Origin of the sequence: Phycicoccus sp. Root563, assembly GCF_001427915.1 — a bacterium.
In the GTDB taxonomy this organism is placed as follows: Bacteria; Actinomycetota; Actinomycetes; order Actinomycetales; family Dermatophilaceae; genus Pedococcus.
In genome coordinates this window covers 302,682-320,443 of record NZ_LMGM01000002.1, presented here as the reverse complement: position 1 = coordinate 320,443, position 17,762 = coordinate 302,682, and the positions used below count along the sequence as shown (strand labels likewise).

The 17,762-nt window shown below is 72.3% G+C and carries 15 protein-coding genes and 1 riboswitch; of the genes, 10 read left to right on the top strand and 5 right to left on the bottom strand.

All coding sequences use genetic code 11. From position 1 onward, the window contains the following. Positions 1-2: 2 nt before the first annotated feature. Both ASD62_RS18795 and ASD62_RS18790 read right to left on the bottom strand, forming a co-directional pair. The gene (locus ASD62_RS18795; protein ID WP_056917734.1) at positions 3-947 is read right to left on the bottom strand and encodes a hypothetical protein; all 945 of its coding nucleotides are present in this window, start codon (positions 945-947) and stop codon (positions 3-5) included. Then, on the bottom strand, positions 947-2,614 hold the full coding sequence (locus ASD62_RS18790; protein ID WP_056917733.1) for a hypothetical protein: 1,668 nt from the start codon (positions 2,612-2,614) through the stop codon (positions 947-949). Before ASD62_RS18790 ends, ASD62_RS18795 begins: the two co-directional genes overlap by 1 nt. A 170-nt stretch (positions 2,615-2,784) precedes the next feature. Continuing rightward, positions 2,785-2,858: riboswitch (cobalamin riboswitch) on the bottom strand. Between the two features lie 348 nt (positions 2,859-3,206). Here ASD62_RS18790 and ileS point away from each other — a divergent pair. Then, positions 3,207-6,527, top strand: coding sequence for an isoleucine--tRNA ligase (gene ileS, locus ASD62_RS18785; RefSeq protein WP_056917732.1), 3,321 nt, complete (start codon positions 3,207-3,209; stop codon positions 6,525-6,527). Positions 6,528-6,647: 120 nt separating this feature from the next. Then, positions 6,648-8,033 carry a folylpolyglutamate synthase/dihydrofolate synthase family protein gene (locus ASD62_RS18780; protein WP_056917893.1) on the top strand — a complete coding sequence of 462 codons (1,386 nt, stop codon included), beginning with the start codon at positions 6,648-6,650 and terminating at the stop codon, positions 8,031-8,033. Between the two features lie 62 nt (positions 8,034-8,095). Here the strand turns inward: ASD62_RS18780 and ASD62_RS20930 are convergent, their stop codons facing one another. Next, complete coding sequence (locus ASD62_RS20930; RefSeq protein ID WP_255353307.1) at positions 8,096-8,227, bottom strand: hypothetical protein; 132 nt, start codon at positions 8,225-8,227, stop codon at positions 8,096-8,098. A gap of 176 nt (positions 8,228-8,403) precedes the next feature. On the opposite strand from ASD62_RS20930, the gene ASD62_RS18775 reads away from it, so the two are divergent. Beyond that, positions 8,404-8,796 (top strand): DUF4233 domain-containing protein, encoded by a 393-nt coding sequence (locus ASD62_RS18775; RefSeq protein ID WP_056917731.1) that lies wholly within the window; start codon positions 8,404-8,406, stop codon positions 8,794-8,796. Here the strand turns inward: ASD62_RS18775 and ASD62_RS18770 are convergent. Beyond that, on the bottom strand, positions 8,793-9,413 hold the full coding sequence (locus ASD62_RS18770; protein WP_056917730.1) for a DUF998 domain-containing protein: 621 nt from the start codon (positions 9,411-9,413) through the stop codon (positions 8,793-8,795). The two genes, ASD62_RS18775 and ASD62_RS18770, sit on opposite strands and share 4 nt — an antisense overlap. Before the next feature lie 43 nt (positions 9,414-9,456). Between ASD62_RS18770 and ndk the strand changes: the two genes are divergently transcribed. After that, the gene (gene ndk, locus ASD62_RS18765; RefSeq protein WP_056917729.1) at positions 9,457-9,885 is read left to right on the top strand and encodes a nucleoside-diphosphate kinase; all 429 of its coding nucleotides are present in this window, start codon (positions 9,457-9,459) and stop codon (positions 9,883-9,885) included. A 42-nt stretch (positions 9,886-9,927) separates the two neighbouring features. Here ndk and ASD62_RS18760 read toward each other — a convergent pair whose 3' ends face one another. Further along, positions 9,928-10,449, bottom strand: a complete 522-nt coding sequence (locus tag ASD62_RS18760) for a MarR family winged helix-turn-helix transcriptional regulator (RefSeq protein ID WP_056917728.1) — start codon at positions 10,447-10,449, stop codon at positions 9,928-9,930. Between the two features lie 82 nt (positions 10,450-10,531). On the opposite strand from ASD62_RS18760, the gene ASD62_RS18755 reads away from it, so the two are divergent. The 6 genes from ASD62_RS18755 to lpdA all read left to right on the top strand — a co-directional run bounded on the left by ASD62_RS18755 (position 10,532) and on the right by lpdA (position 17,744). Further along, entirely contained in the window at positions 10,532-11,797 is a 1,266-nt protein-coding gene (locus ASD62_RS18755) for an MFS transporter (protein ID WP_056917727.1), read from the top strand. Between the two features lie 68 nt (positions 11,798-11,865). After that, positions 11,866-12,921 (top strand): rod shape-determining protein, encoded by a 1,056-nt coding sequence (locus ASD62_RS18750; protein WP_369818835.1) that lies wholly within the window; start codon positions 11,866-11,868, stop codon positions 12,919-12,921. Positions 12,922-12,924: 3 nt separating this feature from the next. Then, positions 12,925-13,782 (top strand): rod shape-determining protein MreC, encoded by an 858-nt coding sequence (gene mreC / locus ASD62_RS18745; RefSeq protein WP_056917725.1) that lies wholly within the window; start codon positions 12,925-12,927, stop codon positions 13,780-13,782. After that, positions 13,783-14,292 carry a hypothetical protein gene (locus ASD62_RS18740; RefSeq protein ID WP_056917724.1) on the top strand — a complete coding sequence of 170 codons (510 nt, stop codon included), beginning with the start codon at positions 13,783-13,785 and terminating at the stop codon, positions 14,290-14,292. Further along, on the top strand, positions 14,289-16,283 hold the full coding sequence (gene mrdA / locus ASD62_RS18735) for a penicillin-binding protein 2 (protein ID WP_056917723.1): 1,995 nt from the start codon (positions 14,289-14,291) through the stop codon (positions 16,281-16,283). Before ASD62_RS18740 ends, mrdA begins: the two co-directional genes overlap by 4 nt. 66 nt (positions 16,284-16,349) lie before the next feature. Next, positions 16,350-17,744 carry a dihydrolipoyl dehydrogenase gene (gene lpdA, locus ASD62_RS18730; RefSeq protein ID WP_056917722.1) on the top strand — a complete coding sequence of 465 codons (1,395 nt, stop codon included), beginning with the start codon at positions 16,350-16,352 and terminating at the stop codon, positions 17,742-17,744. Positions 17,745-17,762 lie beyond the last annotated feature (18 nt).

The window sequence follows — 17,762 nt, the reverse complement described above, 5'->3', positions numbered from 1 at the left end:
GATCAGCCGTGCGAGCGGCGGCGGTGCGTGAGGTATGCCGCGGCGGCACCGACCACGCCGACGAGCCCGATCCCCGCGAAGAGCGTGGTCGACGACCCCTGGTCGGGGGTCGTGTTCGAGGCGAGGGCGCTGGGCCCCGGGTCCGTGCCGGTGCCCGATGCCGCCGGTGTCCCGGACGTGGTCGCCGAGGTGGGCGCAGCAGGGGCCGATGCGGTGCCCGAGGTGGTGCCCGAGGTCGTGGCGCTGTGGCCCGGGGTCGTGGCGGACGGCGTGGTGCGGCCGGCCGACGGCGTCGTGCCGGCCGTCGCCTTGCCAGTGCTCGTGCCCTTCGCCGACGTGCCCCTCGACGTCGTGCCGCCGGGGGTCGAGCTGCTGTGCCCCGGGGTGGAGGAGCTCGTCCGCGGGGTGCTGGACGGCTTCGGCGTGGGCTTGGGCGTCGAGGACGAGCTGGGCTTCGGGGTGCTCGTCCTGGCTGGTGGCGCCGAGCTGGGCTGTCCGCCGGAGCCGAACGCGAACCCGATGACCGTCCCCGGGGCCGGGTCGTAGCTGGCCACGCCGGACTGGCTGTAGGTCCACGCGCCGCCGCGCGGAGCGTGGAAGAACGCCCAGTAGGCGTTGGCCGGCGGCATCTGGATGCACGGGTCCTTGGCGGGCGTCCCGTTGATCCGGCAGACGACCGTCCCCGGGTAGCGCTGCGGCGACACCACGGTGGCCACCGCCTTGAGCGCGCTCATGGCCGAGGTGGGGTCACCGGAGACGCACGAGGTGGTGGTGCTGGCGCCGTAGTCGATGACGACGGTGACCCCGGTGGTGCCGGAGCAGGCCGCCGCCTGGGCGGCCCCACCCGGGAGGGTGAGGCCGCCGACGGCGACGAGGGCGGCGGCCGCGACGAGGCGGCCGACACGACGGGTGATCGGGCGGGTGATCGGGCGGGGAACGAGGCGCATCAGGCGTGGACGCCCTTGCGACGAGCCAGGACCAGGGCGCCTGCACCCAGGAGGAGCAGCAGCAGGCCGGCGATCACGAAGGCGCTGACGTCCGCACCGGTGAACGCCAGCGAACCGGGCGTGGCCGAGGCGGGGTCGCCGGAGCCGCCGCCGGAGCCGTCGCCCGACCCGGCCGTCGCCGAGCCGCTGCCGGCGTCGGTGGAGCTGGAGGTGGCCGAGGACGTGCCGGACGAGGTCGTCGAGGTGGTGCTCGTCGGGCTCGTCGTCGTGGACGTCGTGGGTGCCGCGCAGGTGAGGTCGGGCGCGGTGGCGTCCGCGCCGGTGCCGGACACGGCATACAGCGGGGTGCCGGCGAGGGCGAGGAGGGCCTGGCTGGTCGCCCGGCGGTCCTGGTCCTGCACGGTCGCGCCCTTGGTCGCGGCGGCCGTCATGGCAGCCCGGTCGTAGGCGATGCCGCCACGGAACGCGGCGGGGAGGTCGCAGCCGTACTGCAGCGCGCGCAGGTAGCCCTGGGCGGCGCGGGCCTGGGCGGTGCGCCCGCCCGCGAGGAAGGCCTGACCGGCGAGGCCGGTCGAGTTCGCGTTGTGTGCTGCCGTCGGGCCGGCGCCACCGACACCGCCGTCGGTGCCCTGGATGCCCGCGAGGTAGTCCAGACCCTTCCCGGCGTCGGCGTCACCGGCACCGCCCACCGCGAGGAGGGCCTGCACGGCGAAGGCGGTGACGTCGGGGTCGCTCACGCACGGCGTCGCGCCGAAGCTGAGGCTGAAGCCGCCGTCGCTGCACTGGTTGTCGCGGATGATCGTGACGGACGCGGGCGAGGTCGTCTCCCCGGCCCGGCGCAGCGACATGACCGCCAGCGACTGGCCGATCAGGTTGGAGTAGTCGGCGCCACCGGCCGAGTGGTCGGAGAACCGGCCGCTGGGGGTCTCCAGGCCCTCCAGCGTGGCGACGAGGTCGACGCCGCCGAACGCGGTGGGGTCGACGCCCTGGGCCACGGCGACGAGCAGGGACTTGGCCGTGGCGCCGGCGTACAGCTCGGTCGGGCCGAAGTCGGTCCCGATGTACTGGCCGATGTTGTCGGCGACGAACTTCGTCGCCGCGGCGGCCTCGGTCTGACCCGCGCCCGCGGCGTCGAGGGCGAGCACCGCGTCGAGGGTGACGCCGTAGTCGGCGTAGTCGACCCCGTCGAAGCTCACGGACAGGTGGTGACCACCGGCGGCGAGCTCGCGCTCGAGGAAGCCGGCACCGACCAGCGTCGGGTCGGTCGAGGTGGCGGGCAGGGCCGAGGGGGCCGCGAGGCCGTAGCGCGCCGCGTCGCCGCCGCGCACGAGGCCGCCGGTGGCCGGCCCGGACGTCGTGGACGAGGTGGACGGAGCCGTGGTGGGCGCCGACGCCGTCGTGGAGGGGGCGGGCTGCGTCGTGGTGGGGGCCGTCGCCGTGGACGGAGCCGAGGTGGTCGAACCGGTCCCGGTGGACGAGGTCGAGGAGCCGGTCGACGTGGTGGACGTGGTCGGCGCGGTCGTCGTGGCGGGAGCGGTGGTGCTAGTGACGGTACCGGTCGTGGGCGTGGTGGTGCTCGCCGACGCAAGACCCGGCGTCACGAGCGTGGCGGCGACCGCCAGGGCGAGTGCGGCAGCCGGACGGGCGCTGCGGATGGAGTGGTGCATGGTGCCTCTCAGTGCGAGCGGTGTCGCGACGGTGGCACCGGTGCACCCGGGTGGAAAGACAAAACCCCCGTTCGTCGCTCTCACGACAAAACAGGGGGTGGCCTCGGACCTGGTGGGTGTCCGGGCTCCACCCCGCGTACCTCGACGGATTTGGAGCCGCTTCGCGTTCCAGGCATTCCGGCTCGCCACCCTCGCGGGGGGCCTACGGTTGCGGGTCAGCGCCGGACTTGGACCGGCTTCCCCTGTGGCGCGTCGTGGTGTCACCCGAGGGCGACGGCCCGACTCTACACCCGGGAGCGGGGGCGGCCGGAAACCCGGACGAGCCGTGGGCCACGGCCCGCTAGACTGGGTGCACAGGCGTCGACCCGGCCATCACCGGTGAGCCTCCGGAAGAACAGGGCCACCCCGGTGGGCGACCCCCACTAGACCCGGACGGATGGGCCCGTCAGCGCCTGGAGCAAGAGCGGTCGTATGCCGTGTGGTCACCACCCGGCGTACGGCAAGCGAGGTGGTACCGCGGTGCCGCCGGGACAGCCCGGCGTCGTCGTCCTCGTGCGACACGCACGAACGATGACGAAGGACCGCCGACACCATGGCCTATCCCCATGTCTCCAGCGCAGCCCCCGACGACGCCGTGACCACCACCGGTTCGCCCCAGGGGGTGCCCGCCTCTCCCCGGTTCCCGGAGATCGAGGAGCGCATCCTCAGGTACTGGGACGAGGACGGCACCTTCATCGCCTCGGTCGAGAACCGCTCCGCCGGCCAGGACGGCGACAACGAGTTCGTCTTCTACGACGGACCGCCCTTCGCGAACGGCCTGCCGCACTACGGCCACCTGCTGACCGGCTACGTCAAGGACCTCATCCCGCGCTACCAGACGATGCGGGGGCGCCGGGTCGAGCGGCGGTTCGGCTGGGACACGCACGGCCTGCCCGCCGAGCTCGAGGCGATGAGCCAGCTCGGGATCAAGACCAAGGACGAGATCCTCGAGCTGGGCATCGAGAAGTTCAACGCCAAGTGCCGCGAGTCGGTCCTGAAGTACACCGACGACTGGCGGGAGTACGTCACGCGCCAGGCCCGGTGGGTCGACTTCGACAACGACTACAAGACGCTCGAGCCCGACTACATGGAGTCGGTCATCTGGGCGTTCAAGCAGCTGCACGACAAGGGCCTGGTCTACGAGGGCTTCCGCGTGCTGCCCTACTGCTGGAACGACCAGACGCCGTTGTCCAACCACGAGCTGCGCATGGACGACGACGTCTACCAGAACCGCCAGGACCCGGCCGTCACCGTCGGCCTGCGCCTCGAGACCGGTGAGCTGGCGCTGGTCTGGACGACGACGCCGTGGACCCTCCCGGCCAACCTCGGGATCATGGTCGGGCCCGACATCGACTACGTCGTGGTCGAGTCCGACGTGACCGGCACGACCCAGCGCTACGTCATCGGCGAGGCGCGGCTCGCGGCCTACGCCAAGGACCTGTTCGGCGCCGACGAGCAGGACCCGGCGTCGCGCATCGTGGAGCGGCTCAAGGGCAGCGACCTCGTCGGGCGCTCCTTCACGCCGCCGTTCGACTACTACCTCGGCCACGACAAGGCGCACCGCGTCTTCCCGGCGGACTTCGTCACCACCGAGGACGGCACCGGGCTCGTCCACACCGCCGGCGCCTTCGGTGAGGAGGACAAGATCGTCACCGACGCGGCCGGGATCGAACCGGTCATCCCCGTCGGTCCCGACGGCTGCTTCACCTACCCGGTCACCGACTACGAGGGCGTCCAGGTCTTCGACGCCAACCCGATGGTCATCGAGCACCTCAAGAACCGCACGCGCGGTGAGGGCGAGACCGGCGCGGTCACCGAGGGCACGGTGCTGCTGCGCCGCGAGACGTACGACCACTCCTACCCGCACTGCTGGCGCTGCCGCCAGCCGCTGATCTACATGGCTGTGTCGAGCTGGTTCGTCGAGGTCACCAAGATCAAGGCGCGGATGCTCGAGCTCAACGAGCAGATCGACTGGACGCCGGAGCACATCAAGCACGGCCAGTTCGGCAAGTGGCTGGAGAACGCCCGCGACTGGTCGATCTCGCGGAACCGCTTCTGGGGCAGCCCGATCCCGGTCTGGAAGTCCGACAACCCGGAGTACCCGCGCCTCGACGTCTACGGGTCGTTCGCCGAGCTCGAGGCCGACTTCGGTGTCGAGGTCAAGGACCTGCACCGGCCCTTCATCGACGACCTGACCCGGCCCAACCCCGACGACCCGACGGGGCGGTCGACCATGCGTCGCGTCGAGGACGTCCTCGACGTGTGGTTCGACTCCGGCTCGATGTCGTTCGCGCAGGTGCACTACCCGTTCGAGAACGAGCAGTGGTTCGACCACCACTTCCCGGGTGACTTCATCGTCGAGTACATCGGGCAGACGCGTGGCTGGTTCTACACCCTCCACGTCCTGGCGACGGCCCTGTTCGACCGGCCGGCGTTCTCGTCCTGCGTCAGCCACGGGATCGTCCTGGGCTCGGACGGGCAGAAGATGTCCAAGTCGCTGCGCAACTACCCCGATGTGCGCGAGGTCTTCGACCGTGACGGTGCCGACGCCATGCGCTGGTTCCTCATGAGCAGCCCGATCCTGCGCGGCGGCAACCTCGTCGTCACCGAGCAGGGGATCCGCGACGGCGTCCGCCAGGTGCTCATCCCGCTGTGGAATACCTGGTACTTCTTCTCGTTGTACGCCAACGCCTTCCGCTCGGGTCCCGACAGCGACCACGGGTATGAGGCGAAGTGGTCGACCGCATCGACGGACCCGCTCGACCGCTACCTGCTCGCCAAGCTCGGGCAGTACGTGCAGACGATGCAGGACCAGCTCGACCGGTACGAGGTCGCCAACGCGTGCGAGACGACGCGCGGCTTCCTCGACGTGCTGACCAACTGGTACGTCCGTCGCTCGCGCGAGCGGTTCTGGGACACCGGCGCCGGCCAGGACGGCAGCCAGGCCGAGCCGGCCTTCGACACGCTCTACACGGCGCTCGAGGTCGTCTGTCGGGTGGCGGCGCCGCTGCTGCCCCTGACGACGGAGGAGATCTGGCGCGGCCTGACCGGGGGGCGCTCGGTGCACCTCACCGACTGGCCGGACGCGACCGACCTGCCGCACGACGCGGCGCTCGTCGCGGGAATGGACCGTGCGCGCGAGGTCTGCTCCGTGGCGTCGTCGCTGCGCAAGGCCAGCGGCCTGCGGGTGCGGCTGCCGCTGCAGGACCTCACGGTCGTCGTGCCGGACGCGTCGGCGCTCGAGGACTTCGGAGCCATCGTGGCCGACGAGGTCAACGTCCGCACGGTCACCCTGCGTGACATCGGCGAGGCGAGCCAGTCCGACTTCGGGATCACCCAGCGCCTCACCGTCAACGCCCGCGCGGCAGGTCCGCGGCTGGGTCGCGACGTGCAGCTGGCGATCAAGGGCAGCAAGTCCGGCGACTGGTCGGTGGCCGAGGACGGCACCGTGACGTCCGGTGGTCTGGCCCTGGTCGAGGGGGAGTACACCCTCGAGACCGTGGTCGACGCCGGGGCCCAGGGCCACTCGCAGGCCACGGCGATGCTTCCCGGCGGCGGGTTCGTCGTCCTCGACACCGACGTCACCCCGGAGCTCGCCGCCGAGGGGCTGGCCCGCGACGTCGTCCGCGCGGTCCAGCAGGCCCGCCGTGAGGCCGGCCTCGAGGTCGGTGACCGGATCTCGCTGACGGTCACCGGCAGCCAGGCGGTGTGGGAGGCCACGGTCACCCACCAGGCGCTCATCGTCGAGGAGACCCTGGCCACGCAGTTCGGGAGCGCACCCCAGCTCGAGGCCCTTCCCGAGCGGGCCGACGTCGCCCAGGCGACCGTCGGCGACGGCGAGCCCATCCGCATCAAGGTGATGAAGCTGTCCTGACGCACGCGCCATACGGTGGTCCTCGAGCGATCCGGCGGACCAGGACCCGTCGGATCGCTCGAGGACCGGGGCGTGCGGGGCGTGATCATCGAGCACGTGCGGGTGCGCGATGATGGGGGCATGCCTGCACCCGACTCAGCCCAGCGCGAGGCCGCGCGCAACCTCGAGCTCGTGCGGCGGATGCGCGAGGTGGAGGACGCGATCCTCGCCCGCGCCCCCGAGCACGACCTCCAGCCCAGCCTCGACCGCATCGCCGCGGTCATGGAGCTGCTCGGCGACCCGCAGCGCAGCTACCCCGTCATCCACCTCACCGGCACCAACGGCAAGACCTCGACGACCCGCGTCATCGACACGCTGCTGACCGAGATGGGGCTGCGGACGGGTCGGTTCACCTCGCCGCACCTGCACAGCGTCCGCGAGCGGATCGCCCTGGCGGGCGAACCGATCAGCCGCGAGAAGTTCCTCGCCGCCTACGACGACGTCATCCCCTTCATCGAGATGGTGGACGTGAAGTCGGTCGGCGAGGGTGGCCCGCGGATGACCTACTTCGAGGTGCTCGTCGCGATCGCGTATGCCGCGTTCGCCGACGCGCCCGTGGACGTCGCCATCGTCGAGGTCGGCCTCGGCGGGAGCTGGGACGCGACGAACGTCGCCGACGGCGCGGTGGCCGTGGTCACGCCGATCTCGCTCGACCACCAGCACTTCCTGGGCAACGACGTCGTCGACATCGCCACCGAGAAGTCGGGGATCATCAAGGCCGACGCGGTCGCCGTCATCGGGACGCAGGAGCCCGACGTCGCGCAGGTCCTCATCGAGCGCGGTGAGGAGGTCGGGGCACGGATGACGTTCGAGGGCAACGACTTCGGGCTCCTGACGCGTGAGGTCGCCGTCGGCGGCCAGCAGATCTCGATCCGTGGTCTGGGGGGCGACTACGAGGACCTCTTCCTCCCGCTGCACGGTGCCCACCAGGCGCACAACGCCACCCTCGCGCTCGTCGCGGTCGAGGCGTTCCTCGGTGGCGGCGAGCAGCGGCTCGAGCCCGACGTCGTGCGCGCCGGGTTGGCCCGGGCCGCCTCGCCGGGTCGCCTGGAGATCGTCCGCAGGTCGCCCACGGTCATCGTCGACTCGGCGCACAACCCGGCGGGCGCGCTGGCCCTGCGGCAGGCGCTCGAGGACTCGTTCACCTTCGCCAAGGTCGTCGGCGTCATCGCGATCCTCAAGGACAAGGACGCCACGGAGATGCTCGAGGCGCTCGAACCCGTCCTCGACCACGTCGTCGTCTCGCGGACCACGTCGCCGCGGGCGATGCGGCCGGACGACCTCGGTGAGCTGGCGGTCGACATCTTCGGCGAGGACCGCGTCACCGTCGTCCAGGACCTGCCGGACGCGCTCGACGTGGCCGCGGGACTCGCGGACGAGGGCGGCATGAGCGGAGGCGTCGTGGCCACCGGTTCGGTGACGACGGCGGCCGAGGTCCGGATGCTCGTCGGCACGACCGACGTCTGAGCCGGATCCTCGGGTCGAGCGGCTCGGGGTGGGAGCTGCCGCGCCCACCCCGAGGCGGTCGGCTACTTCTTGCCGATCGAACCCACGTCGCTGTGGGTCTTGGCGTCCGCCTTGGCGTGCTTCTCGGCGCGCTTCTCCTTGATGGACTTGCTCGCCTTCTTGGCCAGGTTCTGTCTCGGTGACTTGTCGGCCATGGCTGTGCTCCCAGCGCTAGGAAGCCTGAGTGGCTCCGTGCACTGACAGTACGCCCGTGCGGGACGCCTTAGGCTCGTCCCATGCACCCCCTCGCCAAGCTGGTCCTCCTGGTGGCCGTGGTCGCCGTGGCGTTCTGGCTGCTGACCAAGTTCCGCGACAACGGGAGGAACCGCCGGTGAAGGGGATCGTCCTCTACGGCGCGCTGGGCAAGTTCACCTGGCGGATGCTGGCGACGGTGCTGGCCGGCCAGGGCATCGTCGTGTTCCTCGGGGCCCTCGTCGCCCGCGGCATCGCGCTGGCCGACGGTGACGACGCCGGCTCCACGTGGCTCTGGGTGGGCACCGGTCTGACCGTCCTCTGCTTCGTGGCCGCCGGGATGATGCGCCGCCCCTACGGAGTCACCGTCGGCTGGCTCATCCAGCTGGCGACCTTCGCCGCGGCGTTCGTCGTGCCCGCGATGCTCATCGTGGGCTTCATCTTCCTGCTGCTGTGGGTCGGCTCGCTGGTGGTCTGCCACCGCGTCGAGCAGGAGCAGGCGCGTCGCCAGCAGGAGGCTGCTTCGACCTAGCGGCTGCGGCCGCCGCCGCGACCCAGGGTGAGGGCGGCGAGCGGGAGCCAGAGCTTGGCCGGCCAGATGGCCAGCCGTTCCGCCGCGCCGGACCCCGCAACCGCCCCCAGCAGGACACCGAAGGACACGGCCCCCACCAGCGCGGCCACCCCCAGGACCGTGCCGGCCACGCGGACCCGACCGGTCGTGAGCCAGCGGGCATGGAGAAGCAGGGCCAGCGGCTGTGCCACGAAGACCGGCAGGGCCACGAGGGCGTGCAGGCTCGGGTGCACGTCGACCGGGGCGAGCCCGACGCCGACCGAGAACACCCCTGCGAGGACCCAGAGGCCGCCGACGACCCGTTCGCGCGCGCTCGCCCCGCGCAGCAACGGGATGGCACCGACCGCCTGGAGGAGGCCGAACCCGATGAACACGAGGTTCATGGCCCACGCGGCCGACGAGCAGCCGGTCGCGTCGGGGGAGTCGCAGGTCGTGCCGAGGGCGCTGATCGTGTCGTCGGCGAGGGAGTAGCCGACGCCGGCGCACAGGGCGAGCAGCACCTCGGCGGCGAGGTAGGCAGGCTGGGCCAGCCACGCGGCATACGGGATCGTCCTGCTGGCCCCGTCGGTCGCTCGCACACCGCGACGGTAGTGCCACCGCAGGCTGGGTAGGCTGGCGGGTGTGACGACGCAGATCGAACGTTCCCTGGTCCTGGTCAAGCCCGACGGTTTCGCCCGCGGCCTCTCCGGCGAGGTCCTGCGCCGCATCGAGGCGAAGGGCTACACCCTCGCCGCGCTCGCGGTGACGACCCCCACCCGCGAGCAGCTCGCCGAGCACTACGCCGAGCACGAGGGCAAGCCCTTCTACGAGCCGCTCGTGGAGTTCATGTCGAGCGGCCAGGTGACGGCGATCGTCATCGAGGGCCACCGCTGCATCGAGGGCTTCCGCGCCCTTGCCGGTGCCACCGACCCGACCGCGGCGCTGCCCGGCACCATCCGCGGCGACCTCGGCCGCGACTGGGGCAAGAAGGTCCAGGAGAACATCGTGCACGGCTCGGACTCCCCGGAGTCGGCCGCCCGCGAGATCGCGATCTGGTTCCCGCACCTCTGACCTGACCACCCGTGTGCCGGTCCGGCCGGCGACACGACCGACCTAGGCGGTCTCGATCTCGTCGAGCCCGCTGATCACCACCTCGAGGAGCGCGGCCAGCCGGTCGCGCTCCTCGCGCTTGAGGCCCGCCAGCACGTCCGACTCGACGACGTTGGCCTCGCGCACCGCGGCCTCGAACAGCTCCCAGCCCTGGGTGGTCAGCTCGACGAGCACCCGCGTGCGGTTCTCGGGGTCGGGGGAGCGGCGGACCAGCCCGCGCTCCGTCATCTTGTCGAGCCGGTGCGTCATCGACGAGGCCGCGACGTTGCTCGCGTCGGCCAGCTGCGACGGCGTGACCGGCCGTCCCTCGGAGGTCGCGAGGACAGCGACGACCGACCACTCGCCGTGCGACAGGTCGAGGTCGGCGAGCTGCCGGGTGTACCACTGGTCGAGCTTGCGGCTGAGCGAGTTCACCGCCGTGATGACGCGCTGCACCGACTCGTCGCCACCCGCGGCGACGTAGCTGGCGACCGCCTCCCGGTACTGCTCCTGGACGGTGCGTCCGGCCTTCTTCCTCGCTGCCATGGGGTCATCCTCGCACGGCGTTCTTCGGATGCTAAGATTTCGATATCGAAATATTCTACGTCGAAGAACTGTTGAAGACACCATGCGCGCAAAGCTCCTGATCCTCGCCTCCGCCATCGCCATGCTCGGCTGGGGCACCGTCCTGCCCTACCAGTACGCCTACGCCGCCACCACGCGTGGCTGGGGTGCGCTGCTGGCTGCCGCGGCGTCGAGCCTGTTCTCGGTCGGCGCGCTGCTGGCCGCCCCCGTCGGCGGTCGCCTCGCCGACCGCGTCTCCCCGGTGCTGGTCGCCGTCGGTGCCAAGGTCATCGCCGCCGCGGGTGCCGCGTCCCTGATCTGGGCCGACGGCCCGGTCACCTTCCTCGTCGGCATGTTCGTCTTCGGCCTCGGCATCACTGCCGCCAACCCCGCCCAGTCCGTCCTCGTGCTGCGCTGGGTCGGTGGCCACGACCGCCGCCGCGTCTTCGCCTGGCAGTTCACCGGACAGGCCCTCGGCATGGCCGTCGGCGCGTTCGCCGCCGGGTACGTCGTCGACCTGGACCGCACCGACGGCATGTGGCCGGCCTTCGCCACCGCCGCCGTCGGGTTCCTGGCCTCCGCCGCCCTGCTCCTCGTCGCCGGTATGCCGCGCTGGGGCACCGCACCGGGAGCGACCGCGGACGCGACCGACGCCTCCGGGGCCCCCGAGCCCGTCCGCTCTGCCGGCCCGCGCGAGGCACTGCGAGCCATCTGGGCCATCCCCGCGCTGCGGTGGACCGCCCTCATCACGGTCACGCTGGCGCTGGGCTTCTACGCGCAGTTCGAGTCCGGACTGCCCGCCTACGCGCTCACCGTCCTGCACGTCGACGAGACCACCATCGGCCTCGCGGCGGCGGTCAACTGCGTCGTCATCATCGCCCTGCAGATGCTCGTCGTCCGCCTCACGGCGAAGCGCAGCGGCGCCACCCTGCTCATGGGGGTCGGCCTGATCTGGACCATCTCCTGGCTGGTGCTCGCTGCCGCGTCACTGGCCCCGGAGCTCGCGGCGGTCCTGTTCGTGACCACGTTCGGCATCTTCGCCGTCGGCGAGACGATGTACGCCCCCGTGCTCAACCCGCTCACCGCCAGCCTCGCCCCGTCGGGCCTGGTCGGCACCACGCTGGGGATGTTCACGGCCCTGCAGACCGGGTTCTCGGCGGTCGGCCCGCTGGTGGCCGGGGTCATCCTGGGCGCCGGGATGGGCAGCCTGTTCATCGGCCTGCACATCGCGATCAGCCTGCTGGCCGTGTTCGGCGCCTGGCGCCTGCGCGCCACCCTCAAGGCCCCGGTCCCCGCGCCCCGCGCGGTGGAGGCCGAGCTGGTCGCCTGACCCGGGCGCCATACCCGACCTGACCCGCCCGGCGCGGCTGCCGGGTGGGTCGGAACGCCACGCGTAGCATCGCGCTCGTGAGTCGCACGGGTGGTGGGTCGAGGGGCTGGACGGGCTGGGGCAGGGACCTCGCCATCGACCTCGGGACCGCCAACACCCTCGTCTACGAACGCGGTCGCGGGGTCGTCCTGGACGAGCCCTCGGTGGTCGCGATCGCGGCGGGCACCTCCACGTTGCTGGCCGCCGGGACGCGGGCCAAGGAGATGCTCGGCCGCACCCCCGGCCACGTGCGCGCCGTGCGGCCGCTCGCCGACGGCGTGATCTCGGACGCCGACATCACCGAGCGCATGCTGCGCTACTTCGTCGACCAGGTCCGTCCGTCGCGGCTGTTCCGTCCGCGGATGGTCGTCTGCGTCCCGAGCGAGGTGACCGGGGTCGAGCGACGCGCCCTCGAGGACGCCGCCGTCCGGGCCGGGGCCCGCCGGGTCTACGTCATCGAGGAGCCGATGGCTGCCGCGATCGGCGCCGACCTTCCGGTCAACGACACCGCGGCCTCGATGGTCGTCGACATTGGCGGCGGGACGACCGACGTCGCCGTGATCAGCCTCGGCGGCATCGTCACGTCCCGGTCGCTGCGCGTCGGGGGAGACGAGCTCGACGAGGCGATCATCGCCCACGTGAAGAGCGAGTACTCGCTGCTGCTGGGAGAGCGCAGCGCCGAGGACATCAAGATCGCGGCGGGTTCGGCGTTCCCGCTGCGCGAGGAGACCAGCACCCGGGTCCGGGGGCGGGACCTCGTCACCGGCCTGCCCAAGACCGTGACGATCTCCAGCCCCGAGGTCCGCCGCGCCATCGAGGCGCCCCTGCTGCAGATCGTCGAGCTGGTGCGGGCGACGCTCGACGTCTGCCCGCCCGAGCTCGCCGGCGACGTCCTCGACCGCGGGGTCACCCTCACCGGCGGAGGCGCGTTGCTGCCCGGGCTCGACGAGCGGCTGCGCCACGAGCTGGGCGTGCCGGTGCGGGTCGCCGACGACCCGCTGCGTGCGGTCGTGCGCGGTTCGGGACGGTGCATCGAGGAGTTCGGGACGCTCGAACGCGTCCTGGTCGACACACGTCGCTTCTGACCCATGCCCCGACCCCGCCGTTCGCCCCGCACCGCCGCTCGCCCGCTGCGCAGCGACCGGTCGCGCCGACTGCTCACCACCCTCCTGCTCGCCACGATCGTGGTGCTCGTCGCCGACCTCGCCGGGGCGCCGGGGACGGGCGCGGTCCGCACCGCTGCGGGTGTGGTGCTCGGGCCGGTCGAGGGGCTGCTGCGGCCGGAGGTCGGCCGGGACGACCCCGGCGTTCGCGGGACCCGGGCGGCCACCGCCGCCGACACCGTGGCCGCGCAGGCGACCGAGGCCGCGGCGTTCCAGCGGTTGCTGCGGGCCCCCGAGACCAGGGGCCGGGCGTTCGTCCCCGCCAGGGTCGTCGCCGTCGGCCGCGCCGGGTCGGCCGGCCCCGAACGCGTCACCATCGACGCAGGCTCCCGGGACGGGGTGCGGATCGACCGTGCCGTGGTCAACGCGGACGGGCTCGTCGGACGCGTCGTCGCCGTGTCGCCGTGGACCGCGGACGTGCAGCTCGTCGGGGCCGCCGACCTCACCATCTCCGTGCGGGCGGGCGCCGGGGTGCTCGGCTCGGTCGGCAGCGGCGCGACCGGCCCGCGTCGGCAGGCGCCGGGGGAGCTCACCCTCACCCCCGTGCAGCGGGGGACGCTCTCGCACGGCGACGTGGTGACCACGTTGGGGAGCCTCGACGGCACGCCATACCTCCCCGGGCTCCGGGTGGGCACGGTCACCGAGGTGGACGGCGACCCGGCCGCCCTCGTGCCGACCGCCGGTGTCAGGCCAGCCGTGGACGTCACCACCCTCGACGTGGTCGGGGTGCTCGTCCCTGCGGGCCGGACCGTCCCACGCGCGCCGTCCACGGGGGGTGGCTAGGTGACGACCGCCGCTCACCTCGCTGCCGGTGCTGGCCGGGTCCGCCTCGTCCGGGGTGCCGCGCTGGTGGTGCTCGCCGTGCTCGCGGTCGCGGTCGGTGCCCGCACGCCCCTGTTGATCCCTGACCTCGTCCTGCCCGTGGTCGTCGCCGGCGCCCTCGTCGGTGGCCCCACCCGGGGGGCCCTCGTCGGCCTCGGCGCCGGGTGGGTGGTCGACCTGGTCCCGCCCGGGTCCGCCCTGCTCGGCACCGCCGCCCTGACGTATGCCGTGTGCGGCCTGCTCGCGGGGGCCGGGCGCCGTGAGGGGCTGGCGTCCTGGCGCTGGGTGGCCGTCGTGGGAGTGCTGTGCTCCACGGTCCTGCTCGGCGGCGGGGCGATCGTGGCGCTCCTGGCCGGTTCCGCGCTGTCGCCGGCCGACACGGTCGTGCGGCTCGTCCTCACCGCGCTGCTGTGTGCGCTCACCGTCCCCGCGCTCGTCCGGGCCGAGCAGCAGCTGCGAGCCCGGTCGTGAACCGCCCCCGGCCGCGCCTCGCCCGGATCTGGGTCTTCGGACTGGTGGCGCTCAGCCTGGTCGGCACGCTGGTGGCCCGGCTCGGGCAGGTCCAGATCGGTGATCACGCCCAGTACGAGCGCGCCGCCGCCACGCTCAACACCCGGACGGTGACCGAACCCGCCGTCCGCGGGCGCATCCTCGACCGCAACGGCCTCCCGCTCGCCGACAACTCCACCCGCACCGTGGTGTCGGTCTCCCGCGGGGTGCTGGCCGACGCCGGCGACGGCGGGCGCGCGCTGGTGCAACGGATCGCCACGGCGTTGCAGGTCCCGTTCGACGAGCTCTGGGGGCGCACCCAGCTCTGTGGCGCGAAGGGCGCCCCGCCGCAGCCGGTGTGCTGGGCCGGGTCGCCGTACGTCCCGGTCCCGCTGGTGTCCGGTGCCGACCCGGCCAGGGCCCTGGGGCTGCTGGAGCACCCCGACACGTTCCCGGGGGTGACGGTCGGCGCCCAGCCGGTGCGCGACTACCCGCAGTCGTCGGTCAACGCGGCGCACGTGCTCGGGTACCTCGGGCAGGCCTCGGAGAGCGACGTCGCCTCCTCCCGGGGGGCGGTCACCGGGTTGGACCTGGTCGGCCGGGCGGGGCTGGAACAGCAGTACGACGCACAGCTGCGCGGGGTCCCCGGGTCGGACACGGTGTCGCTGGACCCCCGCGGCGTCGTCGACGGCCAGGTGTCGAGCACGGCGCCGGTGCCGGGCAAGGACCTCGTCACCAACCTCGACGCGCGTGTCCAGTCGGCGGCCGAGTCGGCCCTCCGCTCGGCGGCGACCTCGGCCCGCACCCGTGGGTTCCGGGCCGACTCGGGGGCAGCCGTGGTCCTCGACGTGACGAACGGTGCCGTCGTCGCTGCCGCCAGCTACCCGACCTACGACCCGGCCGTCTGGACCGGCGGCATCTCGACCAGGGCGCTCGCCGCGCTCACCGACGCGAGCACTGGGACGCCGCTCGTCTCGCGGGTCACCGCCGGTGCCTACCCGCCCGCCTCCACGTTCAAGGTCGTGAGCATCCCGGCCGCGGTCGAGGCCGGGAACGACCTGCGCGGCACCTACCAGTGCGGTTCGAGCTACACGATCGGCAACCGCAGGTTCGCCAACTACGAGTCCCGGGCCTACGGACCCATCGACCTGCGCCGGGCGATCGTCGTCTCCTGCGACACCATCTTCTACGACTTCGCCTACCGGTCCTGGCTGGCCCAGGGCGGCCTGGACGCGAAGAGCGACGCGGCGGACCCGTTCGTGGCGATGGCCAAGGAGCTCGGACTCGGGGCCGCGACCGGTGTCGACCTGCCGGGGGAGCAGGCGGGACGGATCCCCGACCGGGCGTGGAAGCAGGCCACCTGGGCAGCGACCAGGACCGACACCTGCGCCCGCGCGCGCACCGGCTACCCGGAGGTCGCGGCCACGGACCCCGGCCGCGCGGCATACCTGAGGTCCTTGGCGGTCGAGAACTGCCGCACCGGTTTCCAGTTCCGGGCCGGTGACGCCGCGAACTTCGCCATCGGACAGGGGGACACGACCGCCACCCCGCTCCAGATGGCGCGGGTCTATGCCGCGATCGCCAACGGCGGGACGCTCTGGACACCTCAGGTGGCCAAGGGGTTCGAGGCGCCCGGAGGTGTCCTCGAGCCGGTCCCCCCGAAGGCCGCGGGCAAGGTCACCTTCCCTGCCGGGACGCTGGCCTTCATGCAGGACGCGCTCGTGGGCGTGGTGCGCCAGGGGACCGGCGTGGGGGCCTTCCGAGGGTTCCCGCTCGACCAGTGGCCGGTGGCCGGGAAGACCGGCACGGCGGAGGCGTTCGGGAAGCAGGACACGGCCTGGTTCGTGTCGTACGCCCCGGCCGACAAGCCGCAGTACGCGGTGGCGGTGGTCGTGTCGCAGGGAGGGACCGGTGGGGCGACGGCGGCGCCCGCCGCCCGACGGATCTACGACGTGCTCCGCACGCTGCCCTGACAGCTTTGCCCGCGCTCGCGGGACCACCGGTGGGGGACCGCGCCCGCACTCAGTAGGCTTGCCGTCATGGCTGACTTCGATGTGGTGGTGCTCGGTGCTGGTCCCGGTGGGTACGTCGCGGCGATCCGCGCGTCCCAGCTCGGTCTGAAGGCCGCGGTGGTCGAGTCGAAGTACTGGGGTGGTGTCTGCCTCAACGTCGGGTGCATCCCGTCGAAGGCTCTCCTGCGCAACGCGGAGCTGTCGCACATCCTCCAGCACGAGAAGGACAAGTTCGGCATCGAGGGCGACGCCACGATGTCCTACGGACCCACGCACGCACGCTCGCGCTCGGTCTCCGCGGGCATCGTCAAGGGCGTCCACTTCCTCATGAAGAAGAACAAGATCACCGAGATCGACGGGTGGGGCACGCTGACCAGCCCGACGTCGATGGACGTGGCCCTCAACTCCGGTGAGAAGCAGTCGATCACCTTCGACAAGCTGATCATCGCCACCGGTGCGACGACCCGGCTCATCCCCGGCACCTCGCTGTCCGACCGCGTCGTGACGTACGAGGAGCAGATCCTCACCGACCAGCTGCCCGGCTCGATCGTCATCGCCGGCTCCGGTGCCATCGGTGTCGAGTTCGCCTACGTCCTGAAGAACTTCGGTGTCGACGTGACGATCGTGGAGTTCCTCGACCGGATGGTGCCGACCGAGGACGCCGAGGTGTCCAAGGAGCTGCTCAAGCACTACAAGAAGCTCGGCATCACGATCCTGCTCTCGACCAAGGTCGAGTCGATCGACGACAGCGGCGAGAAGGTCAAGGTCACGGTCTCACCGGCCGCCGGTGGCGAGTCGACGGTCATCGAGACCGACAAGGTGATGCAGGCGATCGGCTTCGCCCCGCGCGTCGAGGGCTACGGCCTGGAGAACCTCGGGGTCGCCACGGAGCGCGGCGCCATCGTCATCGACGACCACTGCCGCACCAACGTCGAGAACGTCTACGCGATCGGTGACGTCACGGGCAAGCTCATGCTCGCGCACACCGCGGAGGCGCAGGGTGTCGTGGCCGCCGAGACGATGGCCGGCGCCGAGACGATGCCGGTCGAGTACGACTTCATCCCGCGCGCGACCTACTGCCAGCCGCAGATCGCCTCCTTCGGCTACACGGAGGCGCAGGCCAAGGAGAAGGGCTACGACGTGAAGGTCGCCAAGTTCCCGTTCTCCGCCAACGGCAAGGCCATGGGCCTCGGCGACGCCGTCGGTTTCGTCAAGGTCATCGCCGACGCGACGCACAACGAGATCATCGGCGCCCACCTCATCGGGCCCGACGTCACCGAGCTGCTGCCCGCGCTGACCCTCGCGCAGAAGTGGGACCTCACCGCCGACGAGGTCGCTCGCAACGTGTTCGCTCACCCGACGCTGTCCGAGGCCGTCAAGGAGGCCGTCGAGGGCATCGCCGGCCACATGATCAACCTCTGACGGAGGCACTCGTATGGC

Excerpts from the sequence above, each read along its gene's own strand:
- ASD62_RS18755 (WP_056917727.1), top strand. The coding sequence starts at position 10,532 with ATGCGCGCAAAGCTCCTGATCCTCGCCTCCGCCATCGCCATGCTCGGC.
- ASD62_RS18795 (WP_056917734.1), bottom strand. The coding sequence starts at position 947 with ATGCGCCTCGTTCCCCGCCCGATCACCCGCCCGATCACCCGTCGTGTC.
- ASD62_RS20930 (WP_255353307.1), bottom strand. The coding sequence starts at position 8,227 with ATGGCCGACAAGTCACCGAGACAGAACCTGGCCAAGAAGGCGAGCAAG.
- mreC (WP_056917725.1), top strand. The coding sequence starts at position 12,925 with ATGCCCCGACCCCGCCGTTCGCCCCGCACCGCCGCTCGCCCGCTGCGC.
- ASD62_RS18790 (WP_056917733.1), bottom strand. The coding sequence starts at position 2,614 with ATGCACCACTCCATCCGCAGCGCCCGTCCGGCTGCCGCACTCGCCCTG.
- lpdA (WP_056917722.1), top strand. The coding sequence starts at position 16,350 with ATGGCTGACTTCGATGTGGTGGTGCTCGGTGCTGGTCCCGGTGGGTAC.
- ASD62_RS18780 (WP_056917893.1), top strand. The coding sequence starts at position 6,648 with ATGCCTGCACCCGACTCAGCCCAGCGCGAGGCCGCGCGCAACCTCGAG.
- ileS (WP_056917732.1), top strand. The coding sequence starts at position 3,207 with ATGGCCTATCCCCATGTCTCCAGCGCAGCCCCCGACGACGCCGTGACC.
- ASD62_RS18760 (WP_056917728.1), bottom strand. The coding sequence starts at position 10,449 with ATGGCAGCGAGGAAGAAGGCCGGACGCACCGTCCAGGAGCAGTACCGG.